This window comes from Lysinibacillus sp. GW821-FHT14F06 (assembly GCF_058803665.1).
The window spans coordinates 17,792-40,858 of record NZ_JBXAPF010000001.1 but is presented as its reverse complement, the minus strand read 5'-3'; the positions used below and the strand labels follow the sequence as shown (position 1 = coordinate 40,858).

The window sequence follows — 23,067 nt, the reverse complement described above, 5'->3', positions numbered from 1 at the left end:
GTGTGACATTCGCTTTACCCATTGGGAACGTTGTATTTTCTGCATATAGTGTACCTTTTCCATCTGCTTGTGTGTTCCAACCCTTGAATGTATAGCCTGCCCTCACAAGATTGCCACTATTGCTTTGCACCGTTACCATTTCGTTTTCTTCATACTCGTTATCATCTTGTAGCACTTGACCACCTGTTGCACCGTTCGCATCATACTGGACTGTATACACGGAGCCCCCTGTCCACTCAGCGTATAAGATAACATTGGCTGGACTCATAAGGAATGTTGCATTTTCCGCATAGTGAAAGCCTTTGCCGTTTTTCTGTGTATTCCAACCTGCAAATATACGCCCTGTTCTTTCAAGATTGCCACTATTGCTTTGTACATTTACTGAATGTCCTTGATCATATGTTTCCTTATCCACTGGTACGTCTCCGCCTGTCGCTCCATTTCCCTGATAAATAACCGTAAAAGGAAATGCCTCATAAGCTCCTAAATCAATTACCCCTCCTTGAATGCGAGGGTTGTCAGCAAGGTCGGTTAGCATAGTATTATTACTATTATTCCCTTTGTTAATGGCAGGTGAATTTGCTCTTAGTCGATAATCAGACTGAATTGGATTGGTGAATAAAGCTTCAGGTTCATAAGTGTCCGTTTCAATATCTGAGTTTGTCTTGTGAAACTTAGCTAATACTGCCCCATTTTCCTCTACATCCAATAAGCTATTAGCAATCGTACCCGTATAGTTAGAAAGAGCTGGTTCATTATGGTTGCCAACGATAATACTATTTTGAATTTTACTTTGCATATCCCCACCATAGATAGCACCTTTCGTTCCCTTTGACTGATTCCCGCTGATTGTCACATTCGTTAGCGTTGGGCTATTATTAATGTTGTAGATGCCGCCTCCATAACTTGCTGTATTACCACTAAACTCTACATTCATTAGTTTCGGACTACTACGATCATTGTACATGCCGCCTCCATTATCAGTCGCCTTATTTCTATTAAACTTACTATTTGTTAATGTGGGGCTACTAGTGATCCTATTGTACATGCCTCCTCCATCAGCAGCTACTTCATTTTTATTGAATGTTACATTCGTTAAGGTTGGACTACTAGCCCAGTTGTACATGCCGCCTCCATTGAACATTGAGTAATTTTCACTAAATGTTACGCTTGTTAAGGTCGGATTAGAGTTTTCATTGAACATGCCACCACCATTGTTTGCCCTATTCCCATTAAAAGTTAAACTTGTTAAGCTTGGGTTACTTCCTTGAAAATTGTACATTCCTCCTCCTATAAAAGATGCTTCATTTCTACTAAACACCCCATTCGTTATGGTTGGGCTACTAAAGTTATTCTGCATACCACCACCAGTTTTAGCCATATTTCCACTAAATAGCACATTCGTTATGGTCTGACTACTAACGTATTCATTGTACATCCCCCCACCATCGCTTGCTTTATTTTCACTGAATGTTACATTCGTTATAGTTGGGCTACTCCTCAAGTTGTACATGCCGCCTCCACTCCCGTGTTCCAAGCTCCCATTGGCGTTCCCTCCTGTAATGGTCACGCCATCAAGTACAGCTGAACTATCTAAGTTCAAGCCATTTGGGTGATAAAATACATGGTAAATATCCCCTAGACCATTTAATATTGTTGGGTTTGCTTGAACATTACGCTCAGCCAATTTAGTTTCTGCTCCCTGAAAGCCTCCATAAATTGCTACTCCGTTTTTCATTTGGAAGGTTGCAGTACGAGGATCATTTGCAGAAATCTTCTTTGTGGGTGTATAGGTTCCAGTGGCAATCCAAATTTCATCCCCTGTTTGAGCTGCATTGAGTGCTGATTGTAAATCTTTGAAGGCGTTATCCCAGCTGGTACCATCATTATCTCCAGTTGATGCTTCATTTACATAAATCGGATGACTTCCAGCTAATACAGTGAGCTGAGGCTGAGGTACAATACGAACATGATGCTTGCTAATGGCTGGCTGCCCCTTGATTCTAAACCAAAGATAATAGTCACCCTCCTCTGTTAGCACAAGGGGTGCCATGCTATCCAGTTCCTCCCACGAATCACCCTTGTCCTTGGATAGCTCTATCTGTATACTGGCACTATCGGCTGAGGACATTGTGACTTGAATTGTAACAGGACTCGAAGCGATGTCACCCTCCTTATAAGTTTGCCCATCTGTTGTCATAATTGTGTTTAGTATCGGTTGTGCAATGTCATTTGTCTCTGCTAGTACAGATATAGTCTGTGTGAATAATAAACAGATGGCGAATAATGATACTGCCTGTTTCCATATTTTACTCATAGCATTCCTCCTTGCAATGTTTAAAAATCTATACCAAATCACTGTTATATCATTGGTGTAAAGGCATTCAAATGAAAGCAGCTTTGTCAAAGTGAAAAGTGTCAGCTATTTAAACTAAAGCATTTAATGGAAAGGCTGTTTAATTATAAATAACTTTTATAGCCGCTCACCATTGAGGAATGTTAATTAGTTTTCTTAATATCGAAATAAAGCCATCCAGCTCACAGTACATGTATGTTTATCTCATCGAGCGTTTTCTGTATCACGCTTCACATGTCTGAAATAAAGATAAAAAAAGAATGAATTAGCTCTACGCTAAATTCACTCTTTTTAAGGATATATTGGTATCGTAATTGTTACCTTGCCTCCCCCAGATGTTGAATCATTTTCGAGTTTCAACGTTCCATCATGTTTAGTAATAATAGATTGGGCAATATAAAGCCCCATTCCATGATGATTTGCTGAATTTCTACTTGGATCTCCCCGATAAAACTGCTTTGTAGCTTCCTTTAAATCTTTTGCTGAAAAACCAGCACCACTATCTACTACAGTAAAATGAACGAAATTCATCTCTCCCTGAACAAATAATATGACTTTACCTTTATTTGGCGTATGCTCAACTGCATTGACAATCAGATTCAACATAGCTCGATAAAAAAGCTCTTTATCCATAAAGATTGAAACAGGAAGATTGTCTTTTTTAACAATCACTTCAAGACTTTTTTCTAAAGAAAGAGCCTTTATTTGATGTTCTAGCAGTAGAATAAATGCATCCATTTCTACATTCATTTTTTCACTAACAATTCTTTTCTCCATTTTCGATATATCTATTAGCTGTTTTGTAAATTTTTCAATTTCCATTGTATTCTTTAAAATATAGTCATTATATTCTCTTTGCGTCTTATCTTGGGCAGTGTCCTGTAAAAGTTCTGCATTTCCTCGAATAATGGTAAGAGGCGTTTTTAAATCATGAGCAAGAGCTGATATTTGTTCTCTGCGAGCTCGCTCTAGTTCCCATTGCTGCTTTAATGAGTTGTTTAATGCTTCCTTCATCTGCTCAAGTGAGATGGATATATCATCTATTTCACGAATTCCTGTTGGGTTAATACTAAAATCCAAATTTTGATTTTGTATTTTTTCGATAGCTTCCTGCAAGCCAAACATTTTTTTCTTTAGATTTCTGCCGAAGTGGACAGCAAGGAAAGTTGCTAATGCTATTATTCCAATTATAAATAATATAATTTCTAATAATTGAGGATTAGGCAAATATTTTCTTAACATCGGTGACCGATACTGTGGCACTAAATAATAGCGTAAAATACAAATCTCATTTTCTCGCTCTATCACCGAATAAAATTGAGAGACACCTTGAGCTTCTCCTTTTTTCATGACTTTCCAAGCCTTAAAAGCTTCCTTTTCGGAAAGATTCCCTGTAAGAAACTGTCCCTTTTTCGAAAATACTGCGTAGTCAACAAGGTCTGGAATCATCTCAGAAGTGACCGAGCTACTAGTCGCAATCCGATCCTTTGATAGGGAAATCTGTGTTTCTGCATAATTGGCTGGTAAAACAATATTGGTAGAAAAGGTCAATAAAAATAAACCAAATAATAATACTACTAGCAGAATGGTACCTAAGCATAAAAATAGAAGATAACGAAGGAAAAAGGTATGAAGGCGTGTTCCTTTTGTGTGCTTCAATGTCTCCATTTATACCCAATCCCCCAAACAGTCTCAATTACATCTACATCAAAGACATGAAGCTTCGAACGAATATTTTTAACATGCTCAGTGATTGCTGTACTGTCACTTGTTCCATCATATCCAAAAACCGTTTCATAAATCCTTTCTTTCGAAAAGACCTGTCCCCGATTACGAACAAGAAATTCACATATTTCATATTCACTTTTCGTTAGCATTACCTTCTCCTCGTCGACAAACAGCTCTTTTCCAGACAAATTAATATGAACATTGTCTGCATAAAGAATGTTACGTCTCTCCCTTTTTTCACGTCTCAAATGAGCATTGATCCTAGCCCGAAGCTCCCCAATGCCAAAAGGCTTAATGATATAATCATCTGCACCCAGACCAAGACCATACATTAGGTCCTCCTCTAATGATTTAGCTGTTAGAAAAAGGATTGGGCAATCTACAGCATGCCGAATTTCTCTGCATAGTGTAAACCCATCTATTTCTGGCATCATCACATCCAGTAATAGTAAATCAAAGGTACCGAGATCCATTTTATTTACTTCTAACGCATTAGTAATGGTCGTTACTAAATGTTCATCTTTTGCTAATGCATTTTTTATCAAGACCAAAATATCTTTTTCATCATCTACTGCTAATATTTTTGCCATATGTTCCTCATCATTTCCTTTAGTAACTAATTTTCAGATTTTCGGCCCTCCCATTTCCAGAACCATAAGCAAGAAAGCATGAATATCAGCAATGTTCCACATCCACAAGCAATAATACCTGCCTGTAAACCTGCTTCCATTAAGGATACATTAGTTCCAGATGCCTTTAATGTCCATAATTCTACGAAGTGACCACCCCAACCATAGGGTATATACGTCCAGATACCATCCCCTAGTCCAGTAAGCAGTAACGCTACTATAAGTGCTTCCACAATCCCTAGTCCAATGGAAGCCCCCTTTCCAAAATGAAGACTAATAAATAAATGCAAAATATATAAACAGATATAGCTAGCAAATAAAATACATCCAGCCATAAAATAAAACTGAAAACCAAGTGTATCTTCATGCAAAAGCTCTACAAAACCAATACTAAAGATACCAATGGACAAGACAATCGCTCCAAAGCTATACAACAATAAAAGAAGGAGCTTACTAATAAACGTTATGATTTTTACTCTACTAGCTGTTAGCATCTCTTGAAAATGACCTGCAATTGCCTCTTGCTCCGATACCATTGCACAAACTAATCCAATAATAATAGGAAATCCGCAAGAAAGCGTCTGAAAATAAGCTGATACTTTCCAATCAAATATCCATGGTGAATAGGAATAATACGCTAAAAATAAGCTTGAAATAATGATAGGTACTAGCAGATGAATGAGTAAAAAAGGTGTTCTTTTTGTTTTAAGAAGCTCTGCCCTAAGCAATCTTATGAATACCATCACTATTTCGCCTCCCTTTTTTGAAACCAACGAGCGGTAACAAGGCTAATGAAGACAAACCAGATGAGTACAATTAGAATTCCAGGAGCAATCACCGACATGCTTAATAATGGGCTATCCTCAGGAACTGGTAAACCATTTGGCAAAATTTCTAGAGTTGGACAAATTAATCTTGCTGTAATGGCATAAGGAACACTGTACCAAAATTCGCCATCAGCAAATGCAACCATTCCAGCTATATTACCGACTAAATTAATTAAAATTGCCATATACGTCCCTAATTTTGCAGCAAGGAATAGACAAAGTGGGATTTGCCATAAAAAAGATAAGAATATTAATAAACTGCCTAAAAGACTTTTTACTATAGGAAAGCTATTGCCGAAAAGTACGCCACCAGCAGTAATACCAGCGAAAAATATTAACGTAATACCCAACAGCCAAACACTACATGTTAGTATTTTGCCAAACCAAATTTTTTTAAGATCAAGCGGCATTGCGAGAATGCTATGATACTTTAATTTTGCATCTTTTTCTACTGCTAGTGCACAACAAATTGTCAGTGCACCAGGTAAGAGCATTGAGTACCACCAGTTATAAGCGCCCTTTTGAAAAAAACTTCCCCCCATTAACACTGCACTCAATAATAATGTGACGATCGGTGCAAGCCAAATTAATTTTGGGATAAACGTCTTTTTCCATTTTAATCTTTCTGCCTTTACTATAGAAATCATACTAATTGCCTGCCTTTCTATTAGCAGTCACCACCTGCATAAATAATGCCTCCAATTCCTGTCCCTGTGGTGCAACTCCCTGATAGCCCAATTTCCCTTCAGCAATGATACCAATTTCATCAACGACCTGCTCCACTTCTGACAGGATGTGGCTAGATAATATCACTGTAATACCTTGCTCTGGAAAAGATCGAATTAGTTTTCTTAGCTCTTGAATGCCAATTGGATCAAGGCCATTCGTTGGTTCATCGAGAATTAAAAGCTTTGGATAGTTTAACAACGCAATGGCAATTCCTAATCGTTGTTTCATTCCTAAGGAAAATTGTCCAGCTCTTTTTTTCCCTGTATTGGTCAAATCAACAATCTTTAATACCTCATCAATACGTGACGTTGGTAATCCAAGCGCAATCGTTCGAACCTTCAGATTTTCTCTTGCCGTTAAATTTTCATATAGGGGAGGTGTTTCAATTAATACACCAATATCATGTAAGTCATTGCGGTTCCATTCATGTCCATTAAAAATTATTTTACCTGTATTTGGACGCAGCATACCAGTCATCATTTTTAATGTTGTTGATTTTCCAGCACCATTAGGTCCCAGTAAGCCGTAAACAGTATTGCGTGATATTGTCAGCGACAAATCCTCTACAATTTTTTGCCCCTTAAAGCTTTTACACAGATTTTCTGTTTTTAAAATTATATTATCCATTTGAAGTCATCATCCTTTCGATGACTATAGTGTAGAAAATGATTATAAGGATTTTATAAGGATTTACACCTTTCCACAACTACTTTCAAATAACGGAATAATATGAAACTTTTCATATGGACTACTCGTATGAAAGATAAGCATTAAAAAAGGAGGGGATGGTCTTGAGAAGGGGAAATTGGATAGCTATCTGTTTATCACTCTTATTTATAGGCTTGTTTGCTGCAGGTTTTTATACTTTTAATGATGTACAAATAGAAAGTACCTTTAAAATTGATGAACAAAATATTATGGAGAAAAACGGAGAGCGCTATCTTTTAATTGATGAACGAGAGTTAGCTCTATCAAAGAATTTCTACGACAAAATCGAATTAGAAAAATACAACGAATACAAAATTAAGTATGTGTATAATCGTATTAAAAAAAATGATGGTGAAGTCGTAATGCTCAAAAGATATGGTGAACAGCCTTGGGGGCAATAATCAGGCTCTTGTTAATTTTCAACAGAAAAAAAGCGTATTTAAGATGCTTCTCAAATACGCTTTTTATTTATTTTACATAAATTCTTTTACTAATTCATTAAAATCATTTTCATTCATTTTAATATCAATATCTGTTAGTGGTAGCTCTGAATAGCCTGGTACTTTTTCTTGATAAGAGGCTGTTTCAGTATCTTGATAAATAATACCTGTTACTAAGCCTTCATGTTCCATTACCGTACGCATTGCCATACCTCGGTCTGCATTATCATAACCTTCAATATCAGCAAGTTTTGTTAAGTTCTCCTTAAACCAATCGTAAGTGTTTACTTTGTTATATGTTACACAAGGTGAAAATACGTTGATGAACGAGAAGCCTTTATGATTAATGCCCGCTTCGATTAATGCTGTTAATTCTTTAATATCAGTTGAGAAGCCTTGCGCCACAAATGTAGCTCCACTTGTTAACGCAACTTCTAAAGGTTTTAATGATGGTTCAATCGCACCACCTGGCGTAGATTTTGTAATAAATCCAGCAGCAGAACGTGGTGATGTTTGGCCTTTTGTTAAACCGTAAATTTGGTTATCCATAACAACGTAAGTAATGTCAATGTTTCGTCGAATGGCATGAATTGTATGACCCATACCAATTGCAAAGCCATCACCATCACCACCAGAAGCAATAACATGTAAATCACGGTTTGCCATTTTTAATCCTTGTGCAATCGGTAATGCACGACCATGAATTCCATGGAAACCATATGAATTAATATAGCCTGAAATACGACCAGAACAACCAATCCCAGAAATTACAGCTAGCTCATTTGGTTCAATGCCAACGTTTGCCGCAGCGCGTTGAATGGCTGCTTGTACAGAGAAGTCTCCACAGCCTGGGCACCAGTTTGGTTTTACTGTATTTCGAAAATCCTTAAATGTTGCCATTAGTGAGTCAACTCCTTCACACGATTTTCTAATTCACCTGGCAAGAATGGTGTACCATTGTATTTTGTAATCGTCTCGATCTTATCGTGACCACCAACATTCATCTTCATAATATTTGCTAATTGACCAGTGTAGTTATTTTCTACAACGATTACTTTTTTCGCTTTCGCTACAAGAGGTGCTACCTCAGTAGATGGGAATGGGTGAACCAATCGAATATGCGCATGGTTTACCTTCATGCCTTGAGCATTTAATCGTTCTTGTACTTCCTCTATCGCACCACGGGTTGAGTTAAAGCCAACCAGTAAAATATCCGCTTCTTCATGTGGCGCATTTATATAAACTGGCTGATCAAATGTCAATGAAGCTAATTTACGGAATCGTTTATCCATTTGCGTTTGACGATTACCAGTTGCTTCAGACGGTTTACCTGTTTCATCATGCTCGACACCTGTTACATGGTGAATACCATTTAATGTACCAGGTAGTACACGTGGCGAAATACCATCTTCTGAATTTTCATAACGTTTAAAGTAAGCTTTATCTGCCGCCTCTTCAATGTCATCAGTGACAATTTTTCCGCGACGAATTTCAATTTTGTTGTAATCAAATGGTTCAACAGATTGTTTACCTAGAGATAATTGTAAGTCAGTCATTAAAATAACTGGTAATTGTAATTCCTCTGCAATGTTAAAGGCTTGGATTGTATCAAAGAATGCTTCCTCCATTGTGGAAGGTGCAATCACTACTTTAGGAATCTCACCATGCGTACCATATAACATTGCCATTAAATCTGACTGCTCTTGTTTTGTTGGTAGTCCTGTTGATGGACCGCCACGTTGTGTATCAACAACAACTAGTGGCTGCTCTGTCATACCTGAAAGTCCTATTGCTTCCATCATTAATGAAAGACCAGGACCAGCTGAGGCTGTAAAGGAACGAACACCACCAAAGTTTGCACCAATTGCCATTGTCGCTGCAGCAATTTCATCTTCTGTTTGAATAACTGTACCACCAAACTTCGGTAATTTTTTAATCAGATATTCCATAATTTCAGAAGCTGGCGTAATCGGATAGGCTGCCATAAAGCGTGTCCCAGCTGCAAGTGCGCCCAGTGCAATAGCATCATTACCAATCATAAACATACGGCGTTTCCCATCTGCTGGTGCTAATTCCCACTCACCTACACGATCACCTAACAGGTCATTCATGATTTGTCGACCACGTGCAATGGCCTCCATGTTTTTCTGAACGACTTCCTCACCTTTTTTACCAAAAATATCATCAACAACATTTTGGAATACTTCGTTTTCTAAATTTAACAATGATGCAGTTGCTCCAATTGCCACCATATTTTTCATCAATGAAGTACCTAGCTCTGCTGCTACTTCTGTAAATGGTACTGCAAATAATGGTGCCTTAGAATCTTCTGGCTTCACTGGTTCAAATTTAGAATCCGCTAAAATAACGCCCTTTTCTGTTAATTCTTTATAATTAACATCAATTGTTTCTTGGTCAAACGCTACTAAAATATCTAAATCATCCGCAATAGATCGAACCTCTGTTGGGCGAACTGTAATTTTATTATTCGTATGGCCACCTTTAATTCGAGAAGAGAAGTGACGATAACCGTATAGGAAATAACCTAAACGATTCATTGCCATTGAGAAAATCTCACCTGTACTTTCAATCCCTTCACCTTGTTGCCCACCGACTTTCCATGAAAGCTGATGTAACATGTCAACAACTCCTTAAATCCAATGTATACTACTATTTTTCCTTCATAAGTTTAACACGAAGAAACGGTCCGCACTATTGTTATTCCACGATTTAATCGAAAATCAGACCTTTGACTGAAAATCCTGTTCAATAAATTGTAATGATCAAAACGCTTAAGTAAAAAGTGAAATTTAAGCAGTAGGACGTTTTCGACGATTATTCTTTCACTTCACTTCTTGTTTCCGCTAAACTTCTGGATTACCTAATGCTTTAAATTTTCGGTTCAGATTAATTACGGCCTATTAATGCAGTATAAAAAATTAACTTACTAATTTCAAGTGACAGTTAACACGTTAAGGATGAGTAATTTTTCCGAAATTATGATGTTTCTCCAACATAACGAAAAAATGCCCAGCACTTTAAAAGGTGCAAGGCATTTTACTTCATTCCATTTTTATCGAATACGTTTTTCTACTAGAAGTTTCAAGGCTGTACGTTCCTCACCAGCAATTAAAATATCGGCAAACGCCGGTGCGCAAATTAAATCTGTGCCACTTGGCGCTACAAATCCGCGTGCAATGGCCACTGCTTTCACGGCTTGGTTAAGTGCACCTGCCCCAACTGCTTGCATTTCTGCCTGCCCTTTTTCTCTGATTACCGCGACTAATGCACCTGCAACTGAATTTGGATTAGAGCGTGATGATACTTTTAATGAATCCACAATTATTCCTCCCCGTTTCGCGAATAGTGTTTACGCTCAACAACTCATGTCCCCCTTTTTGGACCTCAAGTTATTGTCCGTAGCTCATTTTATGCTCGGCAAGAAGAAAATAGACTATTTTCATTTCTGATATATTGCAAACAATCAAAAAAGAATGACTTTTCATTGTCAATTGGATAGAAAAAACTATCGTGCATTTAGAGCATACACAATAGTTTCTTCCCTCACCCTTGAAACGGATAATCTTCATTTATATAGATTCGCTCACAATGCGTTGCTTTTCCTGTTTGATTATCAATGTCTACAAAAAAGCCACTTAGCACGTCTCGTCCTTTTTTTGGTACCTCAAAACGAGATGGCATATTTGTTTGAAATTTATAAATAACACTTTCCTTTGTCATCCCTAAAATTTCATCATAAGGACCTGTCATACCAACGTCTGTAATATAGGCTGTTCCATTCGGATAAATACGTGCATCAGCTGTCTGTACATGGGTATGTGTGCCTACTACTGCCGATGCCTTGCCGTCTAAATGCCAACCAAGCGCAATTTTTTCACTTGTTGCCTCCGCATGAAAATCCACAAATACCAACGGTGATGTTTTATGTGCTTCCTCGATTAATTTCTCTGCCATCGCAAATGGGTCCTCATGTGGAGGTAAAAACACTCGGCCATGCAGATTAATAACTGATAAGGTCACACCTTTTTTGGAAATCTGCACCATCCCTTTACCAGGAGCCTCAGTTGAGAAATTTGCAGGACGAATCAAATAATCCGCATCATCAATAAAATCAAAGATATCTTTATTATCCCATGTATGATTTCCCATTGTAATGACATCTACACCCATTTGTAATAAGTCATTATAAATATTACGAGTAATGCCACGACCTGCCGCTGCATTTTCACCATTTGCAATTACAACGTCTGGATTCCATTTTTTCTTTAAACGCGGTAAATATTTTTCTACTGCGTCTCTGCCAATCGAACCGACAATATCTCCTATAAACAATACTTTCATTTTTACATACGCCTCTTTCTATCAATTACACCGCCATTTCATTGCAACAAGTCGAAGCTTAGCAAAGACCTTTGTCACGACCCTTTAATGGCTGGCTCTATAACATCATTAATTGTAACCTCAGTAAGAGCATTAAGCAAAAAAAATATAAAATATAGTGATTACAACGTTTTTCCTTAATGTGCAAATTAAAAAAGTAAAAAAGAGGTCTCCCTAGATTTTCATCTTGAGAAACCTCTAACATTCAATATTATTTCGCGTACTCCACAGCACGTGTTTCACGAATGACAGTAACTTTGATATGACCTGGATAATCGAGCTCTTCTTCAATTCGCTTACGGATATCTCGTGCTAAGCGATGTGAAGCTAAGTCATCAATTTTTTCAGGTTGGACAATAATTCGAATTTCACGACCAGCTTGAATTGCATAGGATTTTTCTACACCTTCATAGCTCTCTGAAATTTCTTCTAATTTTTCAAGTCTGCGGATATAGTTTTCGAGTGTCTCACTACGAGCACCTGGACGAGCAGCCGATAATGCATCAGCTGCAGCCACTAATACTGCAATGACAGATGTTGCTTCTGTATCACCATGGTGAGAAGCAATACTATTAATGACTACTGGATGTTCTTTATATTTTGTTGCTAATTCCACACCGATTTCGACATGGCTACCTTCAACTTCATGGTCAATTGCTTTACCAATATCATGTAATAAGCCTGCGCGACGAGCTAATGCTACATCTTCACCAAGTTCAGCAGCTAATAATCCTGCCAAATATGCGACTTCAATTGAATGTTTTAGGACGTTTTGCCCATAGCTTGTACGATATTTCATACGGCCTAAAATTTTCATTAAATCAGGATGTAAGTTATGAATGCCAATTTCAAATGTTGTTTGCTCACCTGTTTCACGGATTTGTTCATCCACTTCACGACGAGCTTTTTCCACCATTTCCTCAATTCGAGCAGGGTGAATACGGCCATCCTGTACAAGCTTTTCAAGTGCAAGTCGAGCCGTTTCACGACGAATAGGGTCAAAGCCAGATAAAATAACCGCTTCTGGAGTATCATCAATAATTAAATCTATACCTGTTAGCGTTTCCAATGTGCGGATGTTTCGTCCTTCACGACCAATAATTCGACCCTTCATTTCATCATTTGGCAAGTTCACGACAGACACCGTTGTTTCAGCAACGTGGTCCGCAGCAAAACGTTGTAATGCTAATGATAAAATTTCACGTGCTTTTTTATCTGATTCTTCTTTCGCACGTGTTTCTGATTCCTTCGTCATCACAGCAATATCAGTTGCTAGCTCTTTTTCTACTTCCCCTAAGATAATAGTCTTTGCTTCATCTCTAGTTAAAGCAGAAATTCTTTCTAGCTCTGCTTTTTGCGAGGCAACGAGCTCGTCCACTTTGCTTTCCATCTGTTCAATATGCTGTTGTCTTTCGGCAAGAGCTTGTTCTTTACGCTCTAAGCCTGCTTCTCTCTTATTTAGAGCATCATCTTTGCGATCAAGATTCTCTTCTCTTTGCAATAAACGGTTCTCTTGTTTTTGAAGTTCTAAACGACGTTCACGAATGTCATTCTCAGCTTCAGTACGAAATTTGTGAGTTTCATCTTTGGCTTCAAGTAGTGCTTCTTTTTTCAATGCCTCCGCTTCTCGTTTTCCTTCTTCAACGATTGTTTCAGCAACATGTTTAGCACCAGTGATTTTTGAGTCATTCACTTTTTTCATGTAGATATAGCTAACAGCGGCACCAACGATGATTCCAAGCAAAGCGGAGATGATAGTAATTCCATCCATATGAACACCTCCTCTTGCTATTTAGGTAATACAGTTTCAGTCAGCGCATACATCAATTTCGCCTCGGCGTAATTGTGTCAGGATTTTGAATTGTGCACACACAATTCATTTCTTTCAAAATCTGTGACATCCGTCCAAGGCTTTGGGCCAACATGATGTTGGTCACTCAGTCTTTGCCACAGGACGTGGCATTCTTAGACTGAGTTCCTTTATTTCAGTAGGTGTTTAAACACTCACTGAAAAGGAACCACATCCACATTCATCTCATCACCTTCAGAGGTGGGAGTTTTTTACTGAATGAAGATAAAATGTACTGCCTGTTTAAAGTCATAATTCAGAAATTATACATATTTAATTGTATAGCTAGCATTAAGCTCTGTCAAGGATAGTCGGGCACCTGTTCGCCCCTATCCAGAAAAAAGTAATTGATAACCAATAGGTGAATAAACTTCCTAATACTTTTACACTAGAATTACATTTATCTGTTTTACCTAATTAGAAATAATCAGTACTATGGTTATAATTTTTTAAAATTTACGTTATACTCTCACTCAATACAGGATGCTATCTACATGAGTATACCCACCTTTATATGGAATATAGACAAAAAAATACATTGTTCCCTCTCAAATTAGAGCAGGAACAATGCATTTAAATTATTCATCTTCAAGAAGAAGCATTAATTCTTCATCCACTTCTTCCTCATCATGAGCAGCGATTGTGTAGGAAGTAGCAGCGATACCATAAGAGGAACGGATCTTATTAGCGATTTCCTCCATAACGGCAGGATTTTCTTTTAAATATTGTTTTGCGTTTTCGCGTCCTTGTCCTAAACGCTCATCCCCATAAGCATACCAAGAGCCGCTTTTTTGAACGATGTCCAGTTCAACACCTAAATCAACTGTTTCTCCTTCTTTTGAAATCCCTTCTCCATACATAATATCTACCTCTGCCGTACGGAAAGGTGGTGCAACTTTGTTTTTCACAATCTTCACTTTTGTGCGATTCCCCATAATATCATTACCTTGTTTAATGGCTTCTGCGCGGCGAACCTCTAAACGAACAGAGCTATAGAATTTAAGAGCACGTCCGCCTGGTGTTGTTTCTGGATTTCCGAACATCACACCAATTTTTTCACGTATTTGGTTAATGAAAATAGCAATCGTTTTCGATTTATTAATAGCACCTGAAAGTTTACGTAATGCCTGAGACATTAAACGTGCCTGTAAACCAACATGAGAATCACCCATATCTCCCTCAATTTCAGCTTTTGGCACTAATGCTGCTACCGAGTCAATAACGATAATATCAATTGCACCACTACGAACTAATGCTTCAGCAATTTCAAGTGCTTGCTCACCTGTGTCTGGCTGAGATAATAGTAATTCATCAATATTAACACCTAATTTTTGTGCATAAATTGGATCTAATGCATGCTCAGCATCGATAAATGCTGCTTGTCCTCCAGCTGCTTGCACCTCTGCAATCGCATGTAGAGCAACCGTTGTTTTACCTGATGATTCAGGACCATAAACTTCAATAATTCTCCCACGTGGATAACCGCCAACACCTAGTGCAGCATCAAGTGCTAGCGAACCGCTTGATGATGTAGCAATTTCTAAATCTGTTTTTTCGCCAAGTTTCATAATAGAACCTTTACCAAAGTTCTTTTCAATTTGTTTTAAAGCCTGTTCTAAGGCTGCTTTACGATCACTCATTTATTTTCCTCCTTCGAAAACTGTTCACTGTTTTTCTCTATCTCTACTATACTTGTTTTTGAGAGAACACGCAAGAAAAAAGCGAACGTTCATTCGTTTTTTCTTCAAAATAAAAATTTGGGTAATTTTCCTCTACCCAAATTCCTATTTTTTCTCTATTTAATAGCGTTTAGTATATCCTCTTTCTTCCAAAAGCTGCATTAAATAATGACAGGTAAACTTTACGGCTCGAAGTCGATTTGTATTACGCATACCCGATAAATGAAGTAAATATGTGATTGGTTCCTCATCGTCAATGGCGATACCAATCCAAACAGTTCCAACTGGTTGGTGATCGTGTGCTGTTGGTCCAGCTGCCCCCGTTAATCCTATACCAATATTTGTACCGAATTTTTGCTTTACGGTGCTAGCCATAGCCGCGGCGCATTCACTGCTGACAATGCCATGTGAATCTAGTAATTGTTTAGGAATGCCGAGCTGTCTTATTTTTGCCTCTTCTGTATACGTTACAACGCCTCCAACAAGCGCATCCCCTACTCCTGGAATTTCTGCTAACTCTGACTGAAATAACCCCGCAGTTAAACTTTCTGCAGCAGAGATAGTTAACTGATTATCAAGTAACATTTCTACTGTCTTAGAGGCAAGAGAATCATCATCTATACCATATTGATGGTCGCCGACAAGCGCTTGAATTTCAGCTACCTTTGTTGCAATAAGCTGCTGTGCTTCCTCCATGGTTTCCGCTTTAGCAGTTACACGCAACGTTACTTCGCCATCTGAAGCAAGAGGTGCAACAGTAGGGTTTGTTTGTGTATCAAGAATATCTTGAACACGAACCTCCAGCTCTGCCTCCCCGATACCATAAAAGCGCATAACGTGAGAGACAATAACTCCTCCAGCGTTTAACAACGCACCAAGCTTTGGCTTTGCCTCAAATTGAAACATCGGCTCAAGCTCTTTCGGAGGCCCAGGCAGCAAGATATATGTTCGTCCACCTTTTGTTAGTATCATGCCTGGTGCCATTCCATGATGGTTTGCCAGCACTTCACTACCAGCTAACACTAATGCCTGTTTACGATTATTTTCAGTCATTGGACGACCTCTTTTAGCAAAAAATTGCTCAATATAAGTCAATGCGACATCATCAAACTCAAGTGAAACATCCAGATGACGTGCAATTGTTTCCTTTGTTAAATCATCCTTTGTAGGTCCAAGCCCACCAGAAAAGATGATTAAATCTGCACGAGTCTCCGCAACCGTTATAGCCTCATCTAAACGTTTGGCATTATCTCCAACAACTGTATGATAATACACATTTATCCCCAGCTCTGACAATTGATTAGAAATAAATTTAGCATTTGTGTTCGCTATTTGACCAAGCAATAATTCTGAGCCAACAGCAAGAATTTCAGCATTCATGATCCACAAGACCTTTCTTATTTAGACTCAAGTAAAACACGTCGATTTAGATAGAAATAATCCCATCCAGACCATAATGTGAAGAACAATGCAATATATAACATTATTATATCGAATGGAATACCAATAAGCGTAAAAATTGTGTTGTGTAAAAGTGCTGCCGCGATGGCAACAATTTGTGCCCACGTTTTAATCTTGCCAAGCTGATTTGCCGCTACGACTTCTCCTCCACCTGCCAATATTAAACGTAAACCTGTAACAGCAAATTCACGGCTGATGATGACAATAATGATCCAAGCAGGTGCCATATCAAGCTCTACCATTAAAATAAAAGCCGCTGAAACAAGCAGTTTATCAGCCAGCGGGTCTAAAAATTTCCCAAATGTCGTCACAAGATTATACTTACGTGCATAATAACCATCCACCCAATCAGTTGTTGAAGCAAAGATAAAGATAAGGGCACCTATAAAGTGATGAACAGGCATCTTTGCACCGAATAGTGACATTGTTCCCCAGCCAAAATCAAACATCATTACAATAACAAAAAACGGAATAAGTAAGATTCTAGAGATGGTAATTTTATTTGGAATGTTCATTTTTCTAACACCTTTCATGATGAAAGAAAGTAGTCATCATTAGATGACTACTGTTCTTTATTGAAATTGATGACGATGTTTTGCGTTACAATTTGCTGTGCATACGTTAAAAGCTCGTCATTAATATATATCTTAGCTTGTTGTGAATTACCTAAGCGAATACGAACATAGTTTTCAGATGCTGCATCAAATTCCACAACTTCTCCTGCATTATAGACGCGTGTATCTGCTAATAATTCTTGCTGCTGTTGGTTACGAATACCGACGAATGTAGGACCTGAAACTTCAATACGTATTTTAAGTGTGTCTGTACCTGTTAACGTATAAGAAGTTGTAGCTCCATCTGCTTCTATAGTACCCGCTGAAATCGATTGTTTAACATCTTCAGCTTGATTTTCATCAGATGTTTCTTCTTTTGTTGAATCCGTAGAATCTGCTGAATCTTTCTTGTCATTTTCAGCCTTTTTCTCAGCATCTGCTTTTTCTTTTTCACTATCGATTGGTTTTACTTTTGAATCATATTCTATTTCTGAAGGGGTTTCGTTCTGATCATTTGTTCCTGCACTATTTTTAGATTGCACTAAAACCCAGATTACAACGATGATGACAATGATAAATAGACCAACAATTATTTTCGGCATTGCCTCCATCATTTTATTGGAAGGGCCCTTTGAAACTTTTCTTCTACTTGGGCTATTCGTTATGGACTGGCTGACCTGATCGTTCGGTGTACTTGGTAGCTCACTTTTATAGGTTTCTAAAAGTTCTTCTGCGTTTAACCCAACAGCATCTGCATATTGTTTAATAAAGGCTCGTACATAAAACGAACCAGGCATAATCGAATAATTGCCCTCTTCAATTCCTACTAAATAACGCTTTTGAATTTTCGTTATTTCTTGTAAATCGTCTAAACTGTAGCCTTTAGACAGTCTCGCCTCTTTCAGTCGAGTCCCTAATTCTGCCACTCATAACACCTACTTTAATATCAAATTAAAAATTAAATCCTCCGAATGAATCGGATTCGGACATCATATGATTTTTTTCCATTATTTCATAAGTGATTTCTTCATCTGGGTGATGACGTAGTTCAATGATATAATCAAAATCCTCTATCCTATATTCTGAGTGCTGTACAAACATATCTGGATGCTCTACCACCTTGATGGAAGGCATATTTATCATTTCACGCACTAGTTGTAAATGTCGTTCATCAGAAGAGCGACGTGTCACAATGCCATCTAATATGAAAATATTATTGTCACTGAATTCATCACCAGCGAGTTTATTTCGGACAGTTTGCTTTATCATTGTAGACGACAAAAAAATCCACTTTTTATTAGCACATACACTTGCCGCAACAATCGATTCAGTTTTTCCAACACGAGGCATACCGCGTATTCCAATGAGCTTATGCCCCTCTTTTTTAAAAAGTTCAGCCATAAAGTCAACTAAAATACCAAGTTCATCTCGTACAAAACGGAAAGTATTTTTTTCATCTGCATCTCGAGGAATATAATGACCATGCCTAATGGCTAAACGATCACGGAGTTTAGGTTGTCGAAATTTGGTTACGTTAATATGTTCCATTGTCGAAACAATTGTACGAAAACGCTCAATTGCCTCATCATTGTCTGTATGCACTAACATTCCCCGTCGATCCTCATCGACACCATTAATTGAAATAATATTGACACGAAGCATCCCTAAAAGTGAAGCAATATCTCCTAATAATCCAGGGCGATTCACCTGAATTTCATATTCAAAGTACCAATCGCTCAAACACATTCGTTCCCTTCCTATTAGTTAACGTAAAAAATCCTTTATAAGTTCCATCATAGCTGATTTTTTATGTAATGGAAAGTTAGAATACATGGAAATACCTCGTTATTTTTAAAAACTTACTATTTTTTTTATCAGCCCATTAAATAGGCTTACATACGTTCCCTTTTCGATAGAAAGAATGTTTTTGATATAGAAAAAAGAGGAGAAAGCTCTCCTCTTTTTTTACTGCACATGCTTATTTTGAACAAGCTTAATGACACAATTCGCCAGTGCTTCTTTTTCATCTTCAGAGGCAACGCCCCATAAATCCGACAGCACTCGCTCTTGTTCGTTTTTAGGGTCGACATTTGCCGCTAAATATTCACCAATTTGAACAGCAGCTTGCTGAATCATTTTCTTTGGCATCCCATTTGATTCTGCCTGCATTACATTTTGACCTAAAAACGATGTCCATTTTTGCCAGTTTTCTAAAATGGTCATATGTTCCTCCTCCTTTACACATGTAGTATGTGCAAAAAAGAATATTATATGTACCAACCACCATTTAAACGAATTATTTGTCCTGTTACATAATCTGCTTTTCCTGAAAGATAGAAACGTACCATCTCAGCCACATCTGTTGTTTCTCCAATAATACCTAACGGAATGTCTTCTAAAATGTAATTAAGCTCCTCTTTACTTAAATGACTATTCATCGAAGTATTAATAAATCCAGGTGCAATTGCATTCACACGAATTCGTGACAATGCGGCTTCCTTGGCATAGGACTTCACAAAAGCGTGCTGAGCACCCTTTACCGTAGCATATAGTGCTTCACCAGCTGAGCCTGCTTCACCCCAAATTGAGCCGATAAAAAGCACATAGCTAACATCATGAGCTCGGAGCTTGGATGAAAGTAATGCTGTCAAACGCATAGGATTTTGCACATGGACACGCCATAAAGCATCCATATCATCAACTGTTGTATCTTCAAGGAGAGAATAATGCGCCTGACCGCTTGAAAAAACAATTGCCTGCACATTAAAAACTTGTGAAGCAACTGCCTCAGCACCTGTTTCTTTGGAAAAGTCTCCTTGCACAAGCATAAATTCCTGTGCAGGAAAATTTTCTGAAAGGGAAGCAAATAAATCCCGGGCAGCCTTCTCGTTATTTGAATAATGGACATAGATAGACCAACCGTCTGCGGCTAGACTTTGGCAAATAGCACGACCAATCTCCCCTGATGCCCCTAACACAAGGGCATATTTTTTCACTGTGTGCCCTTCTCTGTCGGTAAAATTTTAAAAACAGTTTGTTGAGATTCACCTTGAACCGAAGTAAATGCTTTTTTCAAATCCTCAATCGTCAATTCCTCTAATACAGGTACAACATCGAATAAATTCATCTCATTAAACGAATAGCGAGTAAATTGGTTAGCGATAAATTCAATGGAATTCAATGCGCGTAAGAAGAATCCAATTTTCTTACGTTTTACTCGTTCTAAATCCGTTGACTCAAATTGTACTTCTTCATCATACTTTGCTAGTTCTTCTTTAATAGCTTTCTCTAATGCAATTGGTTCAGTTGAATCAGAGCCGATCATAGCAAAGCCAAAGCCTTTTTCTAACGTAAAATCAAAGGCATAGGTTTCATCAATCAAACCTTCATCATAAACACGTTCATAAAAGCTTGAGGTACGGCCAAAAATAAGCTCTAGCGCAATTTGAACAGATAGCTCATGCTTTAACATGTCACGCCCAGAAAGATTTGTATCTTTTGCTTTTAAACCAATATACATTTTCGGCTTTTGTACATCCATATTCAATGTACGCTCTTTTATTGCCACTTCAACTGGCTCTTGATCAAAGAAGCGTTGAATAGGTGCTGGCTCAGGAAATTCTTTGTTATTTTGATTTTCCCGAATAAATGCCATCATTTCATTCGGATCTACAGCTCCAATAACGAATAAAAGCATATTAGCTGGATGATAGAAAGTATTGTAGCACGTATATAAATGATCAGCCGTAATACCGTCAATTGACGCGATTGTACCAGCAATATCAATTTTTACTGGGTGTGTATGATACATATTTTCAATCGTACCAAAGTACAGACGCCAATCTGGTTGATCATCATACATGGTAATCTCCTGTCCAATAATACCCTTTTCTTTATTGACCGTTGCTTCAGTAAAATAAGGCTCTTGCACAAAATTTAGTAACGTTTCGGTACTTTTATAAATATTGTCTGTAGATGAAAATAAATAAGCAGTACGTGTAAATGACGTAAAAGCATTGGCAGAAGCACCAAATTCACTAAATTTTTGGAAGACATCTCCATCTTCCTTTTCAAACATTTTATGCTCTAAAAAGTGGGCAATGCCATCAGGTACTGTAATGCTTTCTGTTTCCCCGATTGGCACAAATGTACGATCAACAGAGCCATACTTAGTTGTGAATGTGGCAAAGGTTTTAGAAAATCCTTTTTTTGGTAAAATATAAACATCTAAGCCGTTTTCAAGTTTTTCATAGTAAAGAGTTTCATCTAATTGCTTGAATTCAATTGTTTTCATTGTGCGGCTTGCTCCTTCCCACATAAGAAATAGACCGCTTCTAGCTGCACTTGCTTTGCCATATTAACAACATCTTCTTTCGTCACAGCTTTCCACTTATTTGCCCAGGTTTCAACAGAGAACTCCTCGGGTAAATCTTTATATTGGTCAAAAATTTCTATTTGTCCTCGGGCAGAATCCAATGATTCTTTTAATTGGTTAGTTAGCATAGCTTTTGTTTGCTCTAATTCTAAATCTGTAATTTCGCCAGCTTGCATCACAGTAAGCTGTTCTTTAATGAGTGATAGCGCTTTTTCTTCATTCTTTGGTTCAATACCAGACACAACAAACACTAAGCCATAATGTGATGCATATGAACTAGATGCGTAATAAGCGAGACTTTCCTTTTCACGGACATTCATGAATAATTTAGCATGTGGATAACCGCCAAAGACACCGTTAAAGATTTGCATTTTTGCGAAATCTGCATCACCAAATCTTACAGGTGTACTAAAGCCAATATGCATTTTTCCTTGCTTCATTTCTTGTTGTTCGCGAACATAATCATTTTGTGGATGTTGCTGTGGTAGCACCACAGGAATTTCTTCTGGCGTACGATCGTTAAATGGTAGCGCTTTTTTCAGCTTCTCTACAATCTCGTTTTCATTGATATCCCCTGCGACATAAATGTCTATTTTATCATTCGCAAGCATGGATTGATATGCTTCAAGTAATGAAGTAGGAGTAATTTTTTGAATGTCCTCAACAGTGCCGTTAGCAGAAATAGAGGCTGGTTCATTTGGACGTAAAATTTGTTGAAGGCGAACCTGAGCAAAACGAGATTTATCGTCGAAGATGGATTCAATACGTTGGATGACCATTTTCTTCTCACGTTCTACAATGGATTCTTTAAAGAAGCCGTTTTCTAAATTAGGTTCAAATATTGCAGTGTGTATAATACCAAGCACTTCATTTAAAACACTTGTATTGGCTAAATAGTGATCATTAACAGTCTCTATATTCATTAGTACTGTATGTTCGTTACCACGTTTAGAAGTGTCAAAATACAAAACTGTGCCATATAAATCATCCAAAAAGCTTCGGAATGCAGCAGTCGTTGTATATTTGGCGTTACTATGTTGCAAAACATTTGTTAACACAGTACGTTCAGATGCATTTTGAGCTGTTAATGCTCTTCTCCATTTAATTGAAAAATTTACGGTTTTAAATTGGGTTGTTTGTCGGATATGCAAGTTGACACCTTTTGCAAAAGGTATTGTTTTAAACATATGGAAACCCTCCTATCCTTCTTAATATAACAATGTACTACACATACTATACATGGCTATTGTCTATAATTGCAAAAAGAATCCAAAGTATGTATATAAAAAGTGTAAAATTACATCAGCATGATGAAGCAACATCTCTATTTT

21 protein-coding genes are annotated in these 23,067 nt (G+C 37.7%); 1 reads left to right on the top strand and 20 read right to left on the bottom strand.

Translation table 11 applies throughout. The features are described from left to right. The 6 genes from AC1RNS_RS00185 to AC1RNS_RS00160 form a co-directional block, all read right to left on the bottom strand. A partial coding sequence (locus tag AC1RNS_RS00185; protein ID WP_492989933.1) for an InlB B-repeat-containing protein occupies window positions 1-2,317 on the bottom strand: 2,317 nt, incomplete at its 3' end. 330 nt (window positions 2,318-2,647) lie between these two features. Further along, window positions 2,648-4,024: a sensor histidine kinase gene (locus tag AC1RNS_RS00180; RefSeq protein ID WP_492989931.1), complete on the bottom strand. Its 1,377-nt coding sequence runs from the start codon at window positions 4,022-4,024 to the stop codon at window positions 2,648-2,650. Continuing rightward, window positions 4,012-4,674, bottom strand: coding sequence for a response regulator transcription factor (locus AC1RNS_RS00175; protein WP_492989929.1), 663 nt, complete (start codon window positions 4,672-4,674; stop codon window positions 4,012-4,014). Before AC1RNS_RS00175 ends, AC1RNS_RS00180 begins: the two co-directional genes overlap by 13 nt. Before the next feature lie 26 nt (window positions 4,675-4,700). Beyond that, window positions 4,701-5,456, bottom strand: coding sequence for a lantibiotic immunity ABC transporter MutG family permease subunit (locus AC1RNS_RS00170; protein WP_492990439.1), 756 nt, complete (start codon window positions 5,454-5,456; stop codon window positions 4,701-4,703). A 2-nt stretch (window positions 5,457-5,458) separates the two neighbouring features. Next, window positions 5,459-6,187 carry a lantibiotic immunity ABC transporter MutE/EpiE family permease subunit gene (locus tag AC1RNS_RS00165; RefSeq protein WP_492989928.1) on the bottom strand — a complete coding sequence of 243 codons (729 nt, stop codon included), beginning with the start codon at window positions 6,185-6,187 and terminating at the stop codon, window positions 5,459-5,461. A gap of 1 nt (window position 6,188) precedes the next feature. Beyond that, entirely contained in the window at window positions 6,189-6,896 is a 708-nt protein-coding gene (locus AC1RNS_RS00160) for a lantibiotic protection ABC transporter ATP-binding protein (protein ID WP_492989927.1), read from the bottom strand. A gap of 164 nt (window positions 6,897-7,060) precedes the next feature. Between AC1RNS_RS00160 and AC1RNS_RS00155 the strand changes: the two genes are divergently transcribed. Then, window positions 7,061-7,378 carry a hypothetical protein gene (locus AC1RNS_RS00155; protein ID WP_492989926.1) on the top strand — a complete coding sequence of 106 codons (318 nt, stop codon included), beginning with the start codon at window positions 7,061-7,063 and terminating at the stop codon, window positions 7,376-7,378. Between the two features lie 72 nt (window positions 7,379-7,450). Here the strand turns inward: AC1RNS_RS00155 and AC1RNS_RS00150 are convergent, their stop codons facing one another. From AC1RNS_RS00150 to yfmF, 14 genes are all read right to left on the bottom strand, one after another. After that, window positions 7,451-8,317, bottom strand: coding sequence for a 2-oxoacid:ferredoxin oxidoreductase subunit beta (locus AC1RNS_RS00150; RefSeq protein WP_492989925.1), 867 nt, complete (start codon window positions 8,315-8,317; stop codon window positions 7,451-7,453). After that, window positions 8,317-10,056, bottom strand: a complete 1,740-nt coding sequence (locus AC1RNS_RS00145) for a 2-oxoacid:acceptor oxidoreductase subunit alpha (protein ID WP_492989924.1) — start codon at window positions 10,054-10,056, stop codon at window positions 8,317-8,319. Before AC1RNS_RS00145 ends, AC1RNS_RS00150 begins: the two co-directional genes overlap by 1 nt. A 434-nt stretch (window positions 10,057-10,490) precedes the next feature. After that, complete coding sequence (locus tag AC1RNS_RS00140) at window positions 10,491-10,757, bottom strand: stage V sporulation protein S (protein ID WP_004224903.1); 267 nt, start codon at window positions 10,755-10,757, stop codon at window positions 10,491-10,493. Between the two features lie 224 nt (window positions 10,758-10,981). Then, window positions 10,982-11,779 (bottom strand): TIGR00282 family metallophosphoesterase, encoded by a 798-nt coding sequence (locus AC1RNS_RS00135; RefSeq protein ID WP_492989922.1) that lies wholly within the window; start codon window positions 11,777-11,779, stop codon window positions 10,982-10,984. 250 nt (window positions 11,780-12,029) lie between these two features. Next, complete coding sequence (gene rny, locus AC1RNS_RS00130) at window positions 12,030-13,589, bottom strand: ribonuclease Y (protein ID WP_283871226.1); 1,560 nt, start codon at window positions 13,587-13,589, stop codon at window positions 12,030-12,032. Window positions 13,590-14,245: 656 nt separating this feature from the next. Further along, window positions 14,246-15,307, bottom strand: coding sequence for a recombinase RecA (gene recA, locus AC1RNS_RS00125; RefSeq protein ID WP_492989921.1), 1,062 nt, complete (start codon window positions 15,305-15,307; stop codon window positions 14,246-14,248). A 159-nt stretch (window positions 15,308-15,466) separates the two neighbouring features. Then, window positions 15,467-16,726: a competence/damage-inducible protein A gene (locus tag AC1RNS_RS00120; protein WP_492989919.1), complete on the bottom strand. Its 1,260-nt coding sequence runs from the start codon at window positions 16,724-16,726 to the stop codon at window positions 15,467-15,469. Between the two features lie 17 nt (window positions 16,727-16,743). Beyond that, complete coding sequence (gene pgsA, locus AC1RNS_RS00115) at window positions 16,744-17,322, bottom strand: CDP-diacylglycerol--glycerol-3-phosphate 3-phosphatidyltransferase (protein WP_492989917.1); 579 nt, start codon at window positions 17,320-17,322, stop codon at window positions 16,744-16,746. A 47-nt stretch (window positions 17,323-17,369) separates the two neighbouring features. Beyond that, entirely contained in the window at window positions 17,370-18,287 is a 918-nt protein-coding gene (locus AC1RNS_RS00110) for a helix-turn-helix domain-containing protein (RefSeq protein ID WP_492989916.1), read from the bottom strand. A gap of 25 nt (window positions 18,288-18,312) precedes the next feature. Next, on the bottom strand, window positions 18,313-19,101 hold the full coding sequence (locus AC1RNS_RS00105; protein WP_492990438.1) for a DUF3388 domain-containing protein: 789 nt from the start codon (window positions 19,099-19,101) through the stop codon (window positions 18,313-18,315). A gap of 225 nt (window positions 19,102-19,326) precedes the next feature. Further along, window positions 19,327-19,584 carry a DUF3243 domain-containing protein gene (locus AC1RNS_RS00100; protein WP_492989915.1) on the bottom strand — a complete coding sequence of 86 codons (258 nt, stop codon included), beginning with the start codon at window positions 19,582-19,584 and terminating at the stop codon, window positions 19,327-19,329. Between the two features lie 44 nt (window positions 19,585-19,628). After that, entirely contained in the window at window positions 19,629-20,357 is a 729-nt protein-coding gene (gene ymfI, locus AC1RNS_RS00095) for an elongation factor P 5-aminopentanone reductase (protein ID WP_492989914.1), read from the bottom strand. Beyond that, a complete protein-coding gene (yfmH, locus tag AC1RNS_RS00090) occupies window positions 20,354-21,655 on the bottom strand; it encodes an EF-P 5-aminopentanol modification-associated protein YfmH (protein WP_492989913.1) in 1,302 nt (433 codons plus the stop codon). The genes ymfI and yfmH overlap by 4 nt, the downstream gene beginning before the upstream one ends. Then, on the bottom strand, window positions 21,652-22,923 hold the full coding sequence (yfmF, locus tag AC1RNS_RS00085) for an EF-P 5-aminopentanol modification-associated protein YfmF (protein ID WP_492989912.1): 1,272 nt from the start codon (window positions 22,921-22,923) through the stop codon (window positions 21,652-21,654). The genes yfmH and yfmF overlap by 4 nt, the downstream gene beginning before the upstream one ends. Between the last annotated feature and the right edge of the window lie 144 nt (window positions 22,924-23,067).

Bases quoted from the DNA above. Each gene is read 5' to 3' on its own strand.
- AC1RNS_RS00180 (WP_492989931.1), bottom strand. From the start codon at position 4,024: ATGGAGACATTGAAGCACACAAAAGGAACACGCCTTCATACCTTTTTC.
- AC1RNS_RS00145 (WP_492989924.1), bottom strand. From the start codon at position 10,056: ATGTTACATCAGCTTTCATGGAAAGTCGGTGGGCAACAAGGTGAAGGG.
- AC1RNS_RS00120 (WP_492989919.1), bottom strand. From the start codon at position 16,726: ATGAATGCTGAAATTCTTGCTGTTGGCTCAGAATTATTGCTTGGTCAA.
- AC1RNS_RS00160 (WP_492989927.1), bottom strand. From the start codon at position 6,896: ATGGATAATATAATTTTAAAAACAGAAAATCTGTGTAAAAGCTTTAAG.
- AC1RNS_RS00150 (WP_492989925.1), bottom strand. From the start codon at position 8,317: ATGGCAACATTTAAGGATTTTCGAAATACAGTAAAACCAAACTGGTGC.
- recA (WP_492989921.1), bottom strand. From the start codon at position 15,307: ATGAGTGATCGTAAAGCAGCCTTAGAACAGGCTTTAAAACAAATTGAA.
- AC1RNS_RS00135 (WP_492989922.1), bottom strand. From the start codon at position 11,779: ATGAAAGTATTGTTTATAGGAGATATTGTCGGTTCGATTGGCAGAGAC.
- pgsA (WP_492989917.1), bottom strand. From the start codon at position 17,322: ATGAACATTCCAAATAAAATTACCATCTCTAGAATCTTACTTATTCCG.
- AC1RNS_RS00170 (WP_492990439.1), bottom strand. From the start codon at position 5,456: ATGGTATTCATAAGATTGCTTAGGGCAGAGCTTCTTAAAACAAAAAGA.
- AC1RNS_RS00100 (WP_492989915.1), bottom strand. From the start codon at position 19,584: ATGACCATTTTAGAAAACTGGCAAAAATGGACATCGTTTTTAGGTCAA.
- yfmH (WP_492989913.1), bottom strand. From the start codon at position 21,655: ATGAAAACAATTGAATTCAAGCAATTAGATGAAACTCTTTACTATGAA.
- AC1RNS_RS00175 (WP_492989929.1), bottom strand. From the start codon at position 4,674: ATGGCAAAAATATTAGCAGTAGATGATGAAAAAGATATTTTGGTCTTG.
- yfmF (WP_492989912.1), bottom strand. From the start codon at position 22,923: ATGTTTAAAACAATACCTTTTGCAAAAGGTGTCAACTTGCATATCCGA.
- AC1RNS_RS00165 (WP_492989928.1), bottom strand. From the start codon at position 6,187: ATGATTTCTATAGTAAAGGCAGAAAGATTAAAATGGAAAAAGACGTTT.
- rny (WP_283871226.1), bottom strand. From the start codon at position 13,589: ATGGATGGAATTACTATCATCTCCGCTTTGCTTGGAATCATCGTTGGT.